Origin of the sequence: Nitratireductor sp. StC3 (assembly GCF_003015025.1) — a bacterium.
Classification (GTDB): domain Bacteria; phylum Pseudomonadota; class Alphaproteobacteria; order Rhizobiales; family Rhizobiaceae; genus Mangrovimarina; species Mangrovimarina alexandrii.
Map to the genome: position 1 here is coordinate 57,621 of NZ_PYBP01000010.1, position 17,490 is coordinate 75,110.

Here is a 17,490-nt window from a genome sequence, read left to right on the forward strand (position 1 = left end):
TCGACCGAAACCGGCGCGGCTACGCGCCGGTTTTTCTGTCACCGGCCTAAAACCGCATTCCGGCGCGGGCGGAAAGGCCATGCTCCTGGCCTTCATTGGCGAGCGCGCCGCGATATTCGAACGTGATGTCGACGGTATCCTCGAGCGTGAAGGCAACACCGGCATTGAAGAGGACGGTATCGCGGGGAAGGTCGATCCCGCGCACGTCAAACTCCGACGCCGGTGCGTCCCGGAAGGCGTGTGAGTGTTCCGAGCCGGTGTTGCCGATGACATGCTGCCAGCCGACGCCCGCGCGCAGGGTGGCCGTACCATCACCGGTTTCGATCCTGTGCGCGCCGTCGATACCGAGTGTGGCAAGCCCGATATGGTCGGTCTGGGCATCGGCCTCCAGTCCCGCTTCGCCATCCTCGCCAAAACTCCCAGAGCGGCGGACGATATACGCGCCATCGAGATGAGGCCGCAGTTGTGATTTCCTGTTGCCGATAGGGCGGCTGATGCGCGCGAAGATCTGGCCTGTTTGGGCGGAGTAGTCAGCCCCGCTTTGCCCGTCGAAGCCGGAGAAGGATGTATCGCGATCCGTCCCGATATCGTGAAAGGTGAGCGAGGCGCCGCCTTCGATATCAAGACCGGTTTCGCCGATGGGCTCGCCGCCATAGATGAGGGCATGCAGATTGCGGCTGGTGGCGGTCGAGGCGCGGCCATCGACATCGATCAGGCTCTGGCTGTAGCCGATGCCAACGCCAAAATGGCCGTCATCGCCAAGTTCTGCCTCGAACCCGGCCATCATGCCGCCATGCGCGGTATCCGCCGAGGCACTGTTGCCGTCACCCTTGAACCAGCCATCCGTTGCGAAAGCCTCGACCCAGTAGGGTGAACCGTCTTTGGTGTCCTTGCGACCCTGCGGGCGGCGCAGCGCGATATCACGCAAGCTGCGCTGCTCCCTGATCTGCGCGGCGGAAAGGCTGGCATGGACCTCGCCGGAAAGCGCATCGAGAGCGGCGCGGGTCGCGACGTCGCCGGAGACGAGATATAGCGCGCTGACCGCGCCGTTGGCGCCCGCATTGCCGCTCGCGCCCGCTACGGCCAGTTGGTTGCGGCTGCGCGCCCGCGCCTGCATGACCGCGGCGTTGCCCGAAAGGGTCAGGAAGACATTGTTCGCCCCATAGGTCAAAACGCCGTTGACGGTGGCCGGTGTGGTCAGCGTATCGAATGCGCCTGCCACGCCACCATCGGCGGTGATAATCGTATAGGCGGTGCCGAGCGCGAAGTCGGGGAAAGGGATGACCTGCACCGTGCCGCCATTGATGGTGACGGTGCCGCTTGCATCGAGGAGGTCGCTTTGCCCGGCACTGTTGATCTCGACTTCATAGGTCGAGCCCGGATTGAAGGTGGCGTTGACCACCGGGGTGGTGCCGATGGAATTGCCCGGGGCAACCGTGCTGCCATTATCGAACACCACACTGCCCGCGCTGCCCGTTCCGTCGAACCGGCTGCCGCTGCCAAAGGTCATGGTGCCGCCCATCTCGCCCGACAGGCTGATGCGGGCATCGCTGATCGCCACTGTTCCCGCGAACCCGCTGCTGTCACCGGAAAGGATGGTGTGCCCGGCTTCGAAAGTGAGGGTGCCGTTGCCGCTGATCCCGGGCGCGAATGTGTAGTTGGTGCCGGTATGGTTGAAGACGATCTCGCCGGTGCCCGATCCGAAGTTGATGGCGCCGGCATCGATGATGCCGGGTGCGGCAGCGGCATCGCCTTCCGCCGCCCCGATGTTGAGCGTGCCGGTCGAGCCACCCGCGCTGGCAATCGTCAGTGTCCCATCGACATCCAGCGTGCCGTCGTCGCTGAGTGTCAGTTCGCCGGTGCCGCTGTGGCCGACACTCATTGCCCCGGTATTGGTCCACGAAGAACCGGTCCCGGCGATCAACACCTCGCCATCCGATCCGGCGATGTTGCCGAGACGTCCGGTCGTGGATGTAACCATCCCGCCGCCGCGTATCTCCATCAGCCCGTCCGAACCATTGCCGCTGCTGACGATCAGGGTCGTTGCCGCCGATGTGGTGGCGCCGTTGCGCACGATCAGCGTACCCGATCCGTTGTTGCCCACGGTCAGCGTGCCGGTGTTGACCCAGGACGATCCGGCGCCATCGACGATAACATCGCCGGTCGCACCCGCGCTGTGTCCGGCGATCCCGGAAGCGCTTTCCAGGTTCGCGCCGCCAAGGATGTTTATTGTTCCGTCACCACCGGCGCTCTGTCCGACATAGGCCACGCCTCCGGCATCGACCGCAGCCCCGTCCTCGATATCGAGGACCCCGGTGCCACTGGTCCCAACGACGAAGTGGCTCGATGTTATGAGCTGCGATCCGGCGCCGCGCACAAGCATCTGCCCGCTTGCACCGGCCTGTTCGCCGATCCGGGTGGTCAGGTTGGTGACCGTTGCTCCGTCGAGGACGTTGAAGACGGCTGATCCGGTGTTGCTGAAACCGACCCAGAGAGCGATATCGCTCGACATGGACGATCCGGCGCCGGTTACCGTGACCTCGCCATAGCCGCCCAGCGTTCGGGCCAGATAGATGTGACCGTCGCTCTCGACATCACCGCCGTTCTGAATGGTTACATAACCAGAGCCGTTGTACCCGACATGAATATCGCCGGTGCTGGTCCATAGCGAGCCCGCACCATCTACGGTCACGGTGCCGGTCGATCCGCTGGCGTTGCCAATATAGCCGGTGGCGTTGTCAAGGGTGCCACCGCTCAGGATGTCCAGTGTGCCATCCGAGCCGTTCAGCACGCCAACCTGTAGTGAACTGGTTGCAGTGACTGCTCCGCCATCCTCTATGGTCAAGGTACCGGTTCCGGTCCTGCCGACCTGCAACTGTCCGGTGTGGCGGATCTCGGAACCGGCATCCGAGACCGTCACCTCGCCCGTGCTTCCGGCGCTGAGTCCGACATAGAAATTGCCGCCGGAATCGACCGAGGCGCCGTCTTCGACATCAAGGATACCGATCCCGCTGTTCCCGACGATTACCTGGCCTGGAGACGTCAGCGTCGATCCCGCACCACGTAGCAGGATCTCGCCGTCCGCGCCCGCGAGTTCTCCGATCAGGGTCGTAGCGGCGTCAACCGTTGCTCCGTCGACCACATTCATGAGTGCCGACCCGGTATGGCCGACATAAAGCGCATTGTCCCCGCTCATCGACGATCCCGCGCCAGTGACCGTTACCTCTCCATAACCGTCCGCGGTACGACCCAGATAGATGCTGCCGTCGCTCTCAACGTCGCCGCTGTTCTGAATGGTCACATAACCGGAACCACTAAAGCCGACATAAAGGTGGCCGGTACCGGCCCAGCGGGAACCATCGCCATCGACCGTCACAGTTCCGGTCGATCCTACGCCGGTTCCGACAAAGGCGGCCGCATTGTCCAGCGTTCCGGCATTGATGATGGACAGTTCGCCATCGCCGGTGTCCGGAACGCGGAGGTCCTGGATATTGACGCCATACCCGTCAATCGATGCTGCCGGGCTGTCTGTGCCTATGAATGCCGCGTCGCCCGCGCCCGGTGCGACTCCGCCAACCCAGTTGGTGGCTTCCTGCCAGTCCGAATTGGTGGCGCCCGACCATGTGATATTCGCGCCGTAGGCGGGCATGGCCGCGGCGCTGAGGAGCAGGGCAAAGAAGGGCGTTCGTCTGTTGAGCAATGAATAAAATAGAAGGCAAGGTGTTGAACAATAAATTTAGCGACTAGGATAACAAAATGGGGTTTTCTTGTAAAATTTGTTGCCGCGACGTTCTTATGTAATTCAAACCTCTGTTCGCATTGCCTCACGACGCATGGCCCGGCTGAGCGTCCATTCGGCAACGCCATATTGTTCGGCCAGTTCGGCGCGGGTCGAGGCGCCAAGATCGATCAGGCGTCTTGCTTCCGATAACTGGCGTTTGCTGAGTTTGGGCGGACGCCCGATGCGTTTGCCACGAGCCCGCGCGGCGGCGATGCCTTCCTTGGTGCGCTGGATCAGAACGTCGCGCTCGAATTCGGCCACCGCGCTCATCAGCGTGAAGGTCAGCTTGCCATGCGGCGTCGCGTGATCTCCAGGCAGATTTCGCCGCAGCTGCGGAAACCACACACACGCCATCGCTGAAAACCGATCTCAACGACCTCGGCTTTGGCCGATAGTTCAGGGCACCGAACGGTAGGCAGTTTTCACGGATAGCGCAGACCGCAAGGTGTGCGAGGGTAGTACCTCGCAACCTTGGCAAGGGAGGCCCGCTGCGCGCCTCCCGTTGCATCCCTCCCGGCCTGTGGCGCAATCCTCGGCATTGAGCCTTGATGCGCCAGTCAACCGTATCGCCGGTTGATCACTCGCAGGACCTGGAGACGTGCCTCTCCACCTGCACCGGACCATGCACAATCGTCTGGCCGATTGATCACCAGCCAGGAGAGCCTTCGAGCTCCCCCGGCGCCCCCATGACCCAAGGGAGACTTCGCTCTCCCTCCGGCCACCCATCGAGCAAAGGGCGTTCCTGCCCTTGTGCAATCCTGACCAACCGTCCGCCGATTGGATGCCGCTATTGGCTGATGAGCGAGTTCACGGCGCGCTTCCAAACCGGTGATGCAGTTCAAGCGCCTTTATCAGCGCGGTATTTGCATGAGTGAAGTTTTCGAGCTGATCCTTCATCCGATAGGCCCACTTCATGCCGTGCAGATAATTGTTGCGGTAGCGGTACACGACAATCAGCACCGCCGCCGCGGCTTCTGACGGATCGTCGCTCTCGCCCTTCAGGACCCTTTCTACAAGCTCCTGCCTGTCACCATTGCGGAAATGCAGGTGGTCGAAGTGATCAGTGAACGCCCCGTCTTTCACATACCTGTTCCGAAAATAGGCGACGCTCTCCGCGAAGGTGTCTTTGGCTGGGGCGCCTTGCGTGACCCAATATGCTGCGAGATTGACAATCGCTTTGGCGCTGCCGCTCGAGTTCAATGCATCGGATTCGAACAGGCTCCAAAGCAGCGCAAAGTGCGTGATCGCCTCACGCTCGTTTATCGTGAGGTCGGCAAAGCCCGGAGCATGGTCGTTTAGCCATTCGACTGTATTCATTGCAGGTACTCAATCTTTGACTGCGCGGCCTTTATCTTCTCGACCCATTCCTTGAGTGCCGTGATTTCATGCTGGACCGCCTCTGGTTTGGGCAGCGGCGAATTGAGGGCATCCGCCGAACTATGCAGCAGCACTGAGCACCGCCCATAGGCCTTGCGCATCGCGACACAGTCTTCCATCGTCAGCATCGTGAGCTTGGCCAACCCTTTGGTTTCGACCTTGTTGGAAAGGCGCTTCAGCACAGGTCCGACAGCTTCTTCGACGGCGCGCTCCCATGTTGAGCGCAGGCGTTTTTGGAGCGCATCGACGGCGCTCTCCCAGCCGTCATGGTCACCACTGATGTAAAGAGCCTTCTGATTATCAAGTTGCTTTTGCATCCCCTCGATGACCTTTTCGATTGGCTGGGCTCGGGCAGGCGGATCAAGCTGGACAAATCCTGCGTGGTCGTCAGTACGGGTGACCGAACGAAACGCGATGTGCGTCCTCTTTTCCCGGCACTCTTGATCGAGCAGGAACAGGAACGCGATGTCATGCGTAAGCACAATAATCTGCCGGTGCTCGCCTTCAGCGGCTAGCCGTTTGGCGACAGCCTCGCGATGCATGTGGTCGAGGGAGGAAACTGGGTCGTCGAAAACGATGCCCGAACGGCTCTCGGTTGTTGCGAGTTCTGCCATGAACGCGGCGAGTGCAACGCACCGGTGCTCACCTTCGCTCAGCACTTCGCCCACTTTCGCAGCAGGCTTTCGCATTAGGCTCACTCGAAAGTGCGGTACGCCGTAGCTCGATTTCTCCTTGCGGAGTTCAATGGCAAGGCCGGCAACACCAAGCTTGTCTACCTCGCGTGCGAACTCGGCACGCAACGTATTGGTTACAAGCTGCTCCGCGATCTCTCCGCTCATCGTAGTGATCTTGTTGGTCGACGTGTCCTTTGCGCGATCATGCAGAACAGCGATTTTCTTGCGGCGGCCAATCTCTGCGAGCACGTCGTCCAGTACCACGGCAAGCCATTCGCGATCCGATAGCTCATACAACTCATCCCTCAATTTCGCGCGCTCGTCGGATTCGTCTTCCGCCCGCAACGCCGAAATCCGTTCCGACAACGCTGCCTCGTGTGCGGCGATCGCCTCGTTTGGCCATGCCGAAATAGCTGGTATCACGGCGGATTCATCGACGGCATCGCCACGCAGGGCAGCGCGCAGCCGCCATTTTGCGGTCACTAGCGAGCGCCGTATGATCCCAGCCAATTCCCCATCATTCAATTCGTCTCGAACGAAGACCGATATCGCGGCAACTTCGGACGCACCGATGTTCCCGCCATCCATTACATCCACGGCCTCATTGAACGCTTCCAGAGCTAGCTCCTCTTTGCGTTTGGTTTCGTCCTTTACGAATTTCTCGAACCGAACCATCCGGCCCGCGGCTTCGGCGTCCAGCTCCTGCTGGCAAAGAACACAACGCGCGCCTTCCGAAGTCATTGGGAAAGCGAGATCGGGATATGCCTTCTGCGTCGAATAATCGCGTGCAGCTTCCCACAATGCACGCCACACATCCGACCCGGCATCCGGCAGCGGCTCGTCCGCAAATAGATCGCTCGCGGCGGCTTCCGCCGCGCGGCGAGCGGACTCATATGCCGAATGGAGCCTGCGCAGGCGAGCAACCCGTTCGTCAGTGGTGGCATCACTAAGCCGAGCGAACGCTTCTCGGGCAGCAACAAGCTTTTCACGTTGCGCCTCATTCTTTCGCGCCGCCTTAGTCGGGTCGTTACCCAGGTCAGCCTTTAGCGTTTCAAGGCGCGCCTTTTCTTTGTCATTCAGCGCTGCGAGATTCCGAATGTCCTGTTCATTGGTGCCGCCGTTCAGTTCAGCAATCAGTTTGGCTGTCGTGGTTCCTCCATGAGTGTTGGGTAGCTTGATCGCTTCCGGCGTTTGTTCTTCCAGCCCCATAATCTCGGCGCTTACCCGCTTCTTGATCTCCTTACAGGCCTCGGCAAGCTGCTCCAGAACACGCATTGGAAACGGCGTATAGGCAACATCATTGACTTCATTTACATGGATGTTAGCAGTGCGGCTGTCGAAGACGCTAACCGCAGACAACAGCGGGTCCGCCGCGCTCTCCCCGGCCCATGTCTCGCTCTTGTTTTGACCGTTCGCCGAGAAGTCGATGACGGCCTTCGACGTTCCTGGCTTTGCAGTATAGATGTTCGGCAAAATGCGGTCGCCTTTTGGGGGCGTTCGGGCGCGGCAGACTTTCTTCAGGATGCGGGCATAACCGGATTTCCCGGAACCATTATCGCCATAGACAACTGTAAGCCCGGACTTATCAAACGTCAGACGCTCGCCCGCCTTCAGAGCATTGACGTTTTCGACTTCGCGAATGGCCCGTAAGGTTATGGCGAAGGCCGCCGACTGCGGGTCCGGAATATGCTCGCGCGCAAGAGGTACGGCACCGACTCCGCCGTTCTTGCAGAGCTCTGTCAGTTCTTTGAGATCAGCTTCGTCCAACTCGCCCTTTGTGCAGAAACGGCGAAGGGCATCGCGTTGCCATTTCGGGCAACCTGTCGACCATGTGAGAATGTCGGCAAGGGCGTCTGCCTCGCTGCTCGTTTGTTCAATCCGCTCCTGGGCTTGGATCGCCGCATCGGTCATTCTCGGGTGCCTCGCCGTGAACGCTATTGTTCAATTAATATGCGCCGTTCACAAATAGAAATACTTAGCTTCCGGCGTATAATACAAGCGATTGCTGCTGGTTCAAACTCTAAAACATGTCTGTCTTCGGGGTCGGCTTGGGTTACAGGGAGACTACATTGGCCCTTGCGTATCCGCGCATGTCAGCACAATTCAATCTTATGTCTTGAAAAAAGAACAAAACGGTAACAAATTGTTATTGACGTGCCGCCAGAATCCCATGCATCCTATGCACAGTGCTGCACTTTACAGCAAGGTGAGTCGCATGGCTTCAAAGAACCGCTTGACGGTCAATTTGTCGGATAAGGAATACGCCGCCCTCGATCGGCTGGCGGAGCGATCGAAGGTATCTAAGGCTTGGCTGGGACGTCATGCCATCAGCGCACTGCTAGAGCAGGCGCAGAACCAAAACGATGAGCCACAAATGCCGCTGCCGCTGGCCGGCCAGGCGGGCAAGAAGGGCAGGCATTAATGGCGAGAAAAGTTCTCACAGCGATCGATCTTTTCTGCGGTGCTGGTGGCTTGTCGGAGGGGTTCAGGCAGGCAGGTTTTCATGTGCTCGCAGGACAAGATTTTGACGAGCAGGCTGGCGCCACTTTTGCCGCGACCCATCACGAAGCGACCTTCATCGGTGGTCCCATTCAGAACGTTACACCGCAACAGCTTCTCAAGGCGGCAGGCATGAAGCGCGGGGAAGCTGATGTCATTGTCGGAGGTCCACCCTGCCAAGGTTACTCCGTCTACAATCACCAGCGCGGCGTCGACGATCCTCGCGCCGGGCTATTTCGCGAATACCTCCGGATAGTTGAAGGCATATACCCCCGCTGGATCGTCATGGAAAACGTCACGGGGATCACATCAATCGCGGATGGCGGAATTGTCCGTGAGATTACGCAAGGCATGAACCAGCTCGGCTATCGCGTCGAGATGAAGGTGCTCAAGGCCGAAGAGTATGGCGTCCCACAGGAGCGCCGCCGGGTCTTCTTTATTGCGACGAGGACCGACTGTCCAATCTTGTTCCCGGAGCCGACTCATGGCGAAGGGCTTGAGCCGTTCGTCACGGTTTGGGACGCAATTTCTGATCTGCCCGTTCTCCGGAACGGTGCTGGCAGCGACCTGGCCAAGTACGCGAAATCGCCGCAAAACAGCTATCAGGCTCTTCTGCGCGGAGATTGCATGCAGGTGACGAACCACTCGGCACCGCGTCTCGCGCAAATCAACGAAAAGCGAATGACGCACATACCGCCGGGCGGCTCATGGCGTGATATCCCGCTCGATTTGCTTCCGGCCGGAATGCGCCGGGCAAAACGCAGCGATCACACGAAGAGATATGGCCGTCCGCGTAAGACGGACCTTGCCTGCACGATCCTGACAAAATGCGACGTGCATTGGGGAGCGTACATCCACCCGACTCAAAACCGCTCGTTCAGCGTTCGCGAGGCGGCACGCCTGCAATCCTTCCCTGACTTCTTCAAATTTCAGGGAAGCCGCACCGAGCAGTATGTTCAAGTCGGCAATGCCGTGCCTCCGCTACTCGGCAAAAAGGTCGCCGAGAGCCTGATCGCGGCCTCGAAGATGAAACGAAGTGGCTGCGAAAATATGGGTGAGGATCTGCCGATTGCCGTTTGATCCCGAAACCATCATCGGAGAAGTCCTCGGTCGGAAAGCGCAAAAAGGGATAAATCCGGAAGAGAGCGGTTTCGAGTGCCCGTTTATTCATTCACGCTGCCCCAAGCGCAGCACGCAACTTCCTGACGAACCTTACCCAGTTTGCACGTTGTGGCGCCGTGGCGAGGGTAAGCCTGAAGAAGACTTGATTTTTGTTTGCCCGAAGCGATTTTACGCCGTCGACTTTCTCAAAGAAGTCGTCGAGCATTGCTGGCCTGGCGAAAAGCCAAAATCGCCTCAGGTCGCTCCTGAAGTGAAGATGACCGGATTTGGCAACGTCGACTTCGTTATTGCCGATGTACAAGACGATGGCGAAATCGGACAATTCCTGTCAGTCGAATTGCAGGCGATCGACATCACAGGCTCTGCGTTCAAAGCCTATGAGGCCCTTCGTGCGGGCGAAGACCTCGACGAGCGGCCTACCTATGGGTTCAACTGGGACAATGTCTACAAGCGATACATCACGCAGCTGATCCGCAAGGGCTATTTCCATCATCACTGGAAATCGAAAATCGTCGCGGTGATCCCGGAGCAGGTGTACCGTTATATCGTCGGGCGCGCCGACTTCATGCGGTCCTCCGACGTCAAAGAAACCCAGGTTAACATTATCTTCATGACGTACCGGCTCGAAAACGACCCATCGCGGCCCGGCGAATACCGACCGCAACTCGTTACTGTTGAAGGCACGAGTCACTCGAATCTGCAGAACGCGATCCTCTACAAGGAAGCGCCAAAAAGAGATATGTTCACGACACAGATCAAGAAATCGCTTGTCCGTTCTTTGAACTTGAGCGATCTGATCAACGCTGGAGCATTCCCTTTGATGGAATACCACGAGGAAGAGGGACCTGTTCCGCCAGAAGCGGACTAAGGACTCAGAAAATCCGTGAGCCGTTCTACCAAAGGCTCCGGGTTCCCACTTTCACACTCCCACAACACCAGCACATCCCAGCCAGCCGCTTTCAACTGGCATCTGACCTTCATATCGCGCGCCACGTTGCGAGCAAGCTTCGGCCCCCAATAGTCGGTGTTCGATCGCGGCGTATGGGCCTTCTTGCAATTGGGGTCGCCGTGCTGATGCCAAAAGCAGCCGTGCACAAATATGACCTTCTTCCTTGATCGAAAAACGATGTCCGGTTTGCCCGGAAGGTCCCGGCAGTGAAGCCGGTAGCGATAGCCGAGTCCGTGGAGTAGGCGCCGTACAATCATCTCCGGCGCAGTATCCTTGCCCCTGACCCGCGACATCAGCCAGCTTCGACGTTCCTTGGTAAGTCTGTCCATCCGATCAAGCTAGTTTGCGAAGGAAGCCGCGGCAAATCTAGGCTGGTGAAGCATAGAGCCGGTTGCTATTATTCACGCCGTGGCGTCTCCCGGCTCACGCCGGGCTGGGCTCTACTCGCTGCGCTCGCCAAGCCCCCGCGGGTCTTGGCCATCCGGTGACGATCCCTGACGCAAAAGCGGTACCCCTCGCCGGCGGTCGTCGGTGCCGTGTCCCGCCAGCGGCGGCGCTATGCTGACGCTCCTGCGGCCGCGTTGTTTCTCAAGTTTGGGGCTTCGCCCCCGGCACGGGCAAGGGCGCGGTCTCCCGAGGCTCCGCGCCTGCGGCTTGTGCGCCCGCCGCGCCGATCCTTGCTCGCGCCACCCCCATTCTCGCCGAAGGGCAGGGGTTCAGGCGGGCTGAACCCCAATCATATTCAATCGTCATCTTCCCCGCTAAGGCTTTGCAGGATGCCAAGTATGTCGCTGTCATCCCCGCCGGGCACGGTCGGCATCGCCGGAGCGGCGGTCCGGTCAAGCCAGGCATATTTATCGGGCTTCAGGCGCACGTCCCGCAGGTAGCCTGAGAGTTCGGGTCGCTCCCAGTAGTTGGGCACGTCGACGGTGAAGAACCCCCAGTCGCGCGAATCCAGCAGGGCACTGTCGCCGCCGGTCGCGCGTCGAATGTCCTCCACCTGGAGCAGGGGCCGCGACTGCTCGGAGAGATTGTCCCCCGACCCGCTGACCTGGTTGGTGTTGACATTGAACCCGCGCACCATGACCGAGGTGCGCCCCGAACGGTGCTCGATATCGCGCAGCGTCTCGCTGCCCGGCAGGCCGCGATAAAGCGTGAGGGCAACGGCCTTTTTCCAGACCCGGGCCGTCTCCTTGCCGTAGCGCGTTTCGATCTGCGTCGCCGCGTCCTGGAACACGCCCAGGAAGTTGATCCCGCCCTGGCGGTACAAGGTCAGGATTTCGAGGAAATTGGACACATAAAGCTGACCCCATTCCTCGCCGATCACCAGCGCGCGAAGCGGGCCGTGCGCGTCCGCGAAGCGCTCGATCACGGCGGCAGTCATCGCACCGACGAGTGTCCGGCTGGTCTCGCTGCGTGCCGATCCGATAATGAACAGTGCCGTGCGCCCGGTCTTCATGTCCGCCGGATCGAAGGAATTATGGTCCGTGGCCGCGCGGCCCGCAGTACCCGGCTGGAAACCCTGAAGGCGCTCGATGATGGTCGAGGAGTAAGCGTTCCACTGGTTGGTCGAGCGCGTCATGCTGGCAATGTTGAGGCACATACCGGCTTCGTCCTGAAGGCGCGAATCCGCTGCCCAGACTTTCAGGTCCTCGGCAATTTCGCTCGCGCCGCGCCCGAAGAAATCCCAAAGTCCGCCCGGGGTGCACGGCCAGCGCTCCGAGGGATAGAGCGCGGTGATCTTGTTGTAGAGCGCGAACATGGAGCGCACGCCCTGGCCGATCCATCGATGCCCCGCATGCGGGTCGACCGGTACCAGATAGCTTGCCGCGTCATAGGCGGCATCGCCGACCACGGCCCGGAGTTCGGGCCGCGCCGCAATCTCCATCACGCGCGTGTTGAAGTTGAAAGTCTCCGATGGGTAGCCGTGCAGGCGACCGGGATTGATGAAGCGCACCCGGTAACCCTGGCGCTCGAGGGTTTTCCAGCACAGCCAGGCAAGTTCGGCGTCTTTCGGGTCGGGTATGATCTTGGTGAAGTGCGCCGTGCGCGGCGAGACAAGATTGACCCCGAGAAAGCGGGTCAGCTTGCCCTTGCCCGCCTGCGCATCGATAGCCACCGGCTCGGTGCCGTCATAGACAAGCGGATGGCCCTGGCGGAACCCCATCTCGATGCCGCGCCTGATGTTCTTGTATTCCGGCAGGGGCGCCAGCGCACTCACAGCAGCCCCGAGCGGTTGATGGCCTCTTCGTCGTCCAGTTTCGCATGGCCGAGCGAGCCGCTTGGATTGGCCTCCAGCATGGCCGCGAGCTGCGCCGCCGCCTGCGCCTCCGCCCGGTCGCGGGCGATCCGCGCCTGCGCGGCATCCTCCCACGCCAGCCGCTGCTCGGCGTGGGATTCGAGCATCCAGAAAAACTGGTAAATCTCCATCAGGCGGCTGAACGTCCTCATGCCTGCTCCTCCTCATCGTCCCAGGTAGCGTAGCGGAAAGGAGCGGGTTTCTCGGCCACCGGCCTGGTTTCCGGTTCGGGCAGCGCGGGGCGCTGCTCCTGCGGCCAGGCCTGATCCGGGACCGCATCGTCCATTTCGGCCATGAGGACTTCGATGCCGAGCGAGCCCGCGACGTAGCCGAACAAGGCCATGTAGGGCAGGAAGTCCCATTCGATGGTTACGCCGAGCAGCACGTCGAGCAGGACGAAGAAGAAGGGCACGAGCCCCATGCCCGCCAGGCCGCGCTTCACGAAGCCGCGCGCTTCCTCGGGGGTGATGACGAACTTGCGCCCGATCCGCAGCGGACGGTTCCAGGCGAAGAGGGCAAGGACGGTCATCACGAAGGCGATGAACGCCGCCGCAAAAAACGCCATCAGCGCCAGGCAAGCGAGTCCGGCAACGACAAGGCCGACCGCCATGCCGACATCGCCATTGTTGTTGTTCGAGGACATCATCCCATCTCCTTTGGTCAGAAAGGCTACCGCTCCAGTCCGAGACCGGGCGATTGCTCGCGGCCCGGTGCATGCCCGGGATCGCCGCGTGCAAAGTTCAGGTAGCGACCCACATCGCGGCGCAGTTCGAGCAGGCGCTCCGCCTGCCTTGTGCGCAGCTCGCGGAATTGCGCCTGGAGCACCGCCCGCTGTTCGAGGTGTTTTTCGATGAGTGCCTGCCGCTCGTCCTTCTGCCGTTCGCGCTGTGCCAGCGCTTCGGCCTCGTTGAGACGGCGAGCCTCCTGATATTTGCCCGTGAGGCGGTGCCACAGGCCGCGCAGTCCCTTCGGGAGACGCGTCGCCCGCTCGCGCGTGGAATCTTCCCATTCGCGCTTTTGCCGCTCGTCCAGCGCTGTGCGCGCCGTGCGGTGGTGGCGCGTCATCTCTTCCTTGTACGCACCCAACTGGTTCGAACGGGCGCGGAACTGCGCCCGCGATTCCGCCATGTGGCGGCGGATCGCTGGCGTCATGCGCTTGCCGATATCCGCACGCACCGCATCGACGCCCGGCAGGCCGGTTCCCTCGCCCAGCCGCGCCCGGACATCCTTGGTCTTGAGTCCCAGCATGCGGGGCAAGGACCAGACCTCGCCCGTGTGATCGACGGCGACGAAGCCGCGCCGGTCGCCCCTGGCCAGGAAGAAGCCGTGTTCCTCCATGCCGCGCGCCAGCGCCTTGCGGTCGTCCGCATGCGTCCAGCAATGCTGGAGCGTCGACTTGATCCAGCGCGGGTCCATGCCCTGGCGCTTGGCCTGCTGCCATTCGGCCAGCGTGAAATTGACGGGGTTGCGTTCGGCGGGGTTTTGAAGGCCGCGCGGGAGCTGCCAGCCGTTTTCCAGGAACAGTTCCCTGGAGACTTCGCGCAGCTTGCCCTTGAAGAAAGAGAGCTGTTTCGCGGTCATGGTTTCGGCGTCGATGCGCCCCCACACGCAATGCGCATGCCGCCGGGCTTCCTTTTCGTGCAGGACGATGGCGCGCGGCTGCCCTTCAAGCCCCAGGCGTTTTTCGGTCCGCTCGATGGCGTTCATGAACACGTCCACCGGCACGCGCTCGCCTTCCGGCGGATTCAGCGAGAGCGAAAACAGATACTGGCGGCACTTCGTGCCCTTCGAGATCGCTTCCGTTTCCTTGAATGCCTCTCGCAGGTCGTTCGAGGCGAAGCCGCGTATCTCGTGCAGCGTGACATGCTCGTTTTCGTCGGTGCGAAGCAGGTGCGCCGCAAGATTGCGGCCACCGCCGCGCTGTGAGCCCTGGAGGATCATGTGTCCTCCGAAGCATTGGCGAAGGAGGATGGGTCGCGTTCAGGCTTCATGCCGAGCGCGACCAGGAACAGGCTGCGCAGCGCCCGGACGTCCTGCACGGCGCCCACCAGCTCGGCTTCGGTTTCGGGTGTTACCGGCAAGGAGCCGGTATTTACCGCCCAGGCCAGTTGATTGAGATTATTCGCCAGCCGGGACCGGCCCAGCAGTGCGAGCCCTCTGGCAAACGCGGTTCGATCTACAACATGAAAGCCGCTTCCGCGCGGTCTGATGGGCGGTGTCCCGATGGCCTTGGCCTTGATGTAGGCCCCGAGCGGCGCCCCGCCCGCTTCCTTCTCAAGGCTGGCGCGTTCGGCCTCGCTCAGCCGGATGCTGAATGGCGAGGGACGCGTGCGCTTCGGCTTGTTCGCACGAACCGCCTTGTCTGCTTCCCGTCCGGTCTCGTTGAATGCCTTGCCTAGGGACATGGCGGCACCGGCGGATCCCCAGGATCCCGGTGCTCAAGGTAGGTGTTCCAGTCGGCCAGAACCTCGAACAATTCGTTCGAAGTTGCGCCATCGAGGCGCGCCATTCTATCATATTAAAACTGTTGTGCTTTCTGCATTTCCGACTGTCAGTCATTGGCGACGAAAAATGGCCGTATAGGCACGAAGTACGGTCATTTCAGGTCATGGGATGTTGATACGGGTCGTCTCTACTCGGCGGGACCATCCGCTGTCCGCAGGGCGGCGGGATCATCGATCCCCGGATGTTTCGACAGCCAGTGCGTGACGCTCCGCAGCGCCAGGCGGGCGATATGCTCTGATCGCGCCGCGAGCTGGCTCCAGTCCTCCGCATGTCGGACGTTCGTTCCATGGAGGGTCTGGCTCCGCGCCACGCCGTAAAGCTGCTCGATGAACTGGTCGAGCGTCGTTCCATCCTTGAAGGTCTGCCGTTTTCGATCGAAGGATAGCCTCGCGGTGAGCAGGTCCACGATCCCCTGCTTCTCCTGTCCGCCCGCCAGCGCCTCGATCGCCGCCGCGTGCTTGACGGAGGCCAGCAAGGGAGAATGCTCGACGCAGGCCTGCTGAAACCACCACAGGCTAAGGAACAGGGCGTTCATCATCCGCGGTCGTGACGAGCTGGCAACGTGAAGGTACTCGGAAAACGTCTCGCCGATCACATCGAAGAACCACGTGTAGTGCTCGTAGTGATCTTTCCATCTCGCCGCTTCGATCATCGGACCATGCGGGAGCCGCGCCAGCGTGTGGTTTGAGGCCCCGAACTTGCCGTCGACCAGGACGATCGTTTCGCGATGGTGCTTGCGGCCGTGATCGTAAGCAAGCCCGATCCCGCGAAGCGCGTCCGATGGTTTCTGCCACAGCAGGCTGACTGCCGCGAGCGACATGCGCGCCGCCGTCGATGCTCGCGCCTCGGCCATACGAGGGGACATCGATCGAACCGAGACGGTGCAGACGGTTCTGCACTCTCCAATGACATCGAGGGCGGTTCGCTCCCACATGCTGTCGACGGAGCCCTTCCTGCGCCTGATCGGCAGGCCGGACCAACGGCGCGCGATCCGCCGCGCGGCGACGGGAGAGAAGGCCGCCAACGCCGCCATTCGGTCCAGCCACTCGCTGCGGTCCTCGATCCGGACGGGACCGATCTCGATCGCGGCCACGGGCTTCGCGAAAAGATCGCAGCCGAACACTAGGTCGCGCGCCGGCTGCGATTGAGCTGTCGTTTCAGCAAGCGAATGGCCGACAGCCGCCTTCACCGTCCGGATGTTCTCGGCGCGATCATCGTCCAGGTCGATCGACGCTAGCACGGCGCCGAAGGCCTTCGCGACCTCCTTGCCGAATTCCTTCCGGGAATAGGATCGCGCAATGCCAGCGTCGTTCTGCTCAAGGATCCGCTGGTAGCTGGTCAACAGCAGTTCGATCCGGTCGTTGATCAGCAGCGAACGGCCGTCCTCAAGGGCGATCGACGGTGGCATGCTCCACAGCGAATTCTCGGCCGCAGGCGCGCCGCGGCTGATCGCCAGCAGCTCGTCAACGATCTCGCCGATCAGTTCGTCTTTGGTCACCTCGCCCGTCCGTCTGCGTGCCATCCGCGCCGGAAGTGAATCCTTCGCCGGACTCGGCCATTTCCCGAAACGTGCAAGGACTCGCCCCTATAAGCAAGAGGCCTCGATTTCCGAGGGTACTCCATGCCCTCGGTGTGTTGCGCCCCCCTGTCGCCGATTTGAAGACCGAGCATCGCGCAGGCTTCGCCTCTCTGGAGAGCGGCCCGATTTCGAGGATGCCCCCCTGCCGGCTGGTGGCGCAAGGCTCCCCCTCCGGATGGAATGAGGTAGCTTCCGAATACCGGATCGGTGTGAGAACTCCGGCCTCTGTATGGGGGTGGTACCCCATTCGGGGAAAGACCTGTGCCGGCCGAAGGGTGTTATCTCCGGTGCATCAATCGCTCACGGTAGCGATGCCCCAAGGCGTTGAGCCGCACCTCGCCATCGCGCAGCCGCTCGCCGACGCCGTGTTCGACCAAGGCCTCAAGCCAACCTTCGGGCGGCGCGCCTCGATAGTCGAGATACTGCTCAACCGCGAGGCTCGCGGCAATATTCCACTCTTCGATACCTTCCATCTCGTGCGATCCCGCGAATCGTTGTCACCGAACATACTCGAAGTCTTATCCGCTCAAGAAACCGCGCGAAAACCGCCCTTCTGGGACGCCGCATTTGCGGGCTTTCTAGCCATTACCGAAGCGTTCACAGTACGTTCTGGGGTTCTTGGAACGTCTGAATCGGGGCCGAAAGCCACCGTCGAGATCAGTCAACACTTAACAGTGGCTGTTCGGTCCTGGGCACCCGGAAACG

Annotated in this window: 15 protein-coding genes; 3 read left to right on the forward strand and 12 right to left on the reverse strand. The window is 61.1% G+C overall.

Translation table 11 applies throughout. The features are described from left to right. Positions 1–46 precede the first annotated feature (46 nt). From C7T96_RS18600 to C7T96_RS18615, 4 genes are all read right to left on the reverse strand, one after another. The gene (locus C7T96_RS18600) at positions 47–3,649 is read right to left on the reverse strand and encodes an autotransporter domain-containing protein (protein ID WP_106572759.1); all 3,603 of its coding nucleotides are present in this window, start codon (positions 3,647–3,649) and stop codon (positions 47–49) included. Between the two features lie 153 nt (positions 3,650–3,802). Next, positions 3,803–4,126 carry a recombinase family protein gene (locus C7T96_RS18605; protein WP_158264416.1) on the reverse strand — a complete coding sequence of 108 codons (324 nt, stop codon included), beginning with the start codon at positions 4,124–4,126 and terminating at the stop codon, positions 3,803–3,805. Between the two features lie 462 nt (positions 4,127–4,588). Further along, on the reverse strand, positions 4,589–5,098 hold the full coding sequence (locus tag C7T96_RS18610) for a hypothetical protein (protein WP_106572761.1): 510 nt from the start codon (positions 5,096–5,098) through the stop codon (positions 4,589–4,591). Further along, on the reverse strand, positions 5,095–7,743 hold the full coding sequence (locus C7T96_RS18615; RefSeq protein ID WP_245414175.1) for an AAA family ATPase: 2,649 nt from the start codon (positions 7,741–7,743) through the stop codon (positions 5,095–5,097). The genes C7T96_RS18610 and C7T96_RS18615 overlap by 4 nt, the downstream gene beginning before the upstream one ends. Positions 7,744–8,047: 304 nt before the next feature. Between C7T96_RS18615 and C7T96_RS18620 the strand changes: the two genes are divergently transcribed. The 3 genes from C7T96_RS18620 to C7T96_RS18630 are packed head-to-tail and all read left to right on the forward strand — an operon-like array spanning position 8,048 to position 10,321. After that, on the forward strand, positions 8,048–8,254 hold the full coding sequence (locus C7T96_RS18620) for a CopG family transcriptional regulator (protein ID WP_158264417.1): 207 nt from the start codon (positions 8,048–8,050) through the stop codon (positions 8,252–8,254). Continuing rightward, positions 8,254–9,411, forward strand: a complete 1,158-nt coding sequence (locus tag C7T96_RS18625; RefSeq protein WP_106572763.1) for a DNA cytosine methyltransferase — start codon at positions 8,254–8,256, stop codon at positions 9,409–9,411. Before C7T96_RS18620 ends, C7T96_RS18625 begins: the two co-directional genes overlap by 1 nt. Continuing rightward, positions 9,401–10,321, forward strand: a complete 921-nt coding sequence (locus tag C7T96_RS18630; protein WP_158264418.1) for a NotI family restriction endonuclease — start codon at positions 9,401–9,403, stop codon at positions 10,319–10,321. The genes C7T96_RS18625 and C7T96_RS18630 overlap by 11 nt, the downstream gene beginning before the upstream one ends. Here the strand turns inward: C7T96_RS18630 and C7T96_RS18635 are convergent. From C7T96_RS18635 to C7T96_RS18670, 8 genes are all read right to left on the reverse strand, one after another. Next, complete coding sequence (locus C7T96_RS18635; protein ID WP_106572765.1) at positions 10,318–10,731, reverse strand: very short patch repair endonuclease; 414 nt, start codon at positions 10,729–10,731, stop codon at positions 10,318–10,320. The two genes, C7T96_RS18630 and C7T96_RS18635, sit on opposite strands and share 4 nt — an antisense overlap. Positions 10,732–11,144: 413 nt before the next feature. Then, positions 11,145–12,623: a TraM recognition domain-containing protein gene (locus C7T96_RS18640; RefSeq protein ID WP_245414176.1), complete on the reverse strand. Its 1,479-nt coding sequence runs from the start codon at positions 12,621–12,623 to the stop codon at positions 11,145–11,147. After that, positions 12,620–12,853 carry a hypothetical protein gene (locus tag C7T96_RS18645; RefSeq protein ID WP_106572766.1) on the reverse strand — a complete coding sequence of 78 codons (234 nt, stop codon included), beginning with the start codon at positions 12,851–12,853 and terminating at the stop codon, positions 12,620–12,622. Before C7T96_RS18645 ends, C7T96_RS18640 begins: the two co-directional genes overlap by 4 nt. After that, complete coding sequence (locus C7T96_RS18650) at positions 12,850–13,347, reverse strand: hypothetical protein (RefSeq protein WP_106572767.1); 498 nt, start codon at positions 13,345–13,347, stop codon at positions 12,850–12,852. The genes C7T96_RS18645 and C7T96_RS18650 overlap by 4 nt, the downstream gene beginning before the upstream one ends. A 23-nt stretch (positions 13,348–13,370) precedes the next feature. Beyond that, positions 13,371–14,642, reverse strand: a complete 1,272-nt coding sequence (locus tag C7T96_RS18655) for a relaxase/mobilization nuclease domain-containing protein (RefSeq protein WP_106572768.1) — start codon at positions 14,640–14,642, stop codon at positions 13,371–13,373. After that, on the reverse strand, positions 14,639–15,106 hold the full coding sequence (locus C7T96_RS18660) for a hypothetical protein (protein WP_199190513.1): 468 nt from the start codon (positions 15,104–15,106) through the stop codon (positions 14,639–14,641). Before C7T96_RS18660 ends, C7T96_RS18655 begins: the two co-directional genes overlap by 4 nt. A 227-nt stretch (positions 15,107–15,333) precedes the next feature. Next, positions 15,334–16,704, reverse strand: a complete 1,371-nt coding sequence (locus C7T96_RS18665) for a hypothetical protein (protein ID WP_146149209.1) — start codon at positions 16,702–16,704, stop codon at positions 15,334–15,336. A gap of 359 nt (positions 16,705–17,063) precedes the next feature. Then, the gene (locus C7T96_RS18670; RefSeq protein ID WP_106572770.1) at positions 17,064–17,258 is read right to left on the reverse strand and encodes a hypothetical protein; all 195 of its coding nucleotides are present in this window, start codon (positions 17,256–17,258) and stop codon (positions 17,064–17,066) included. Positions 17,259–17,490: the final 232 nt, after the last annotated feature.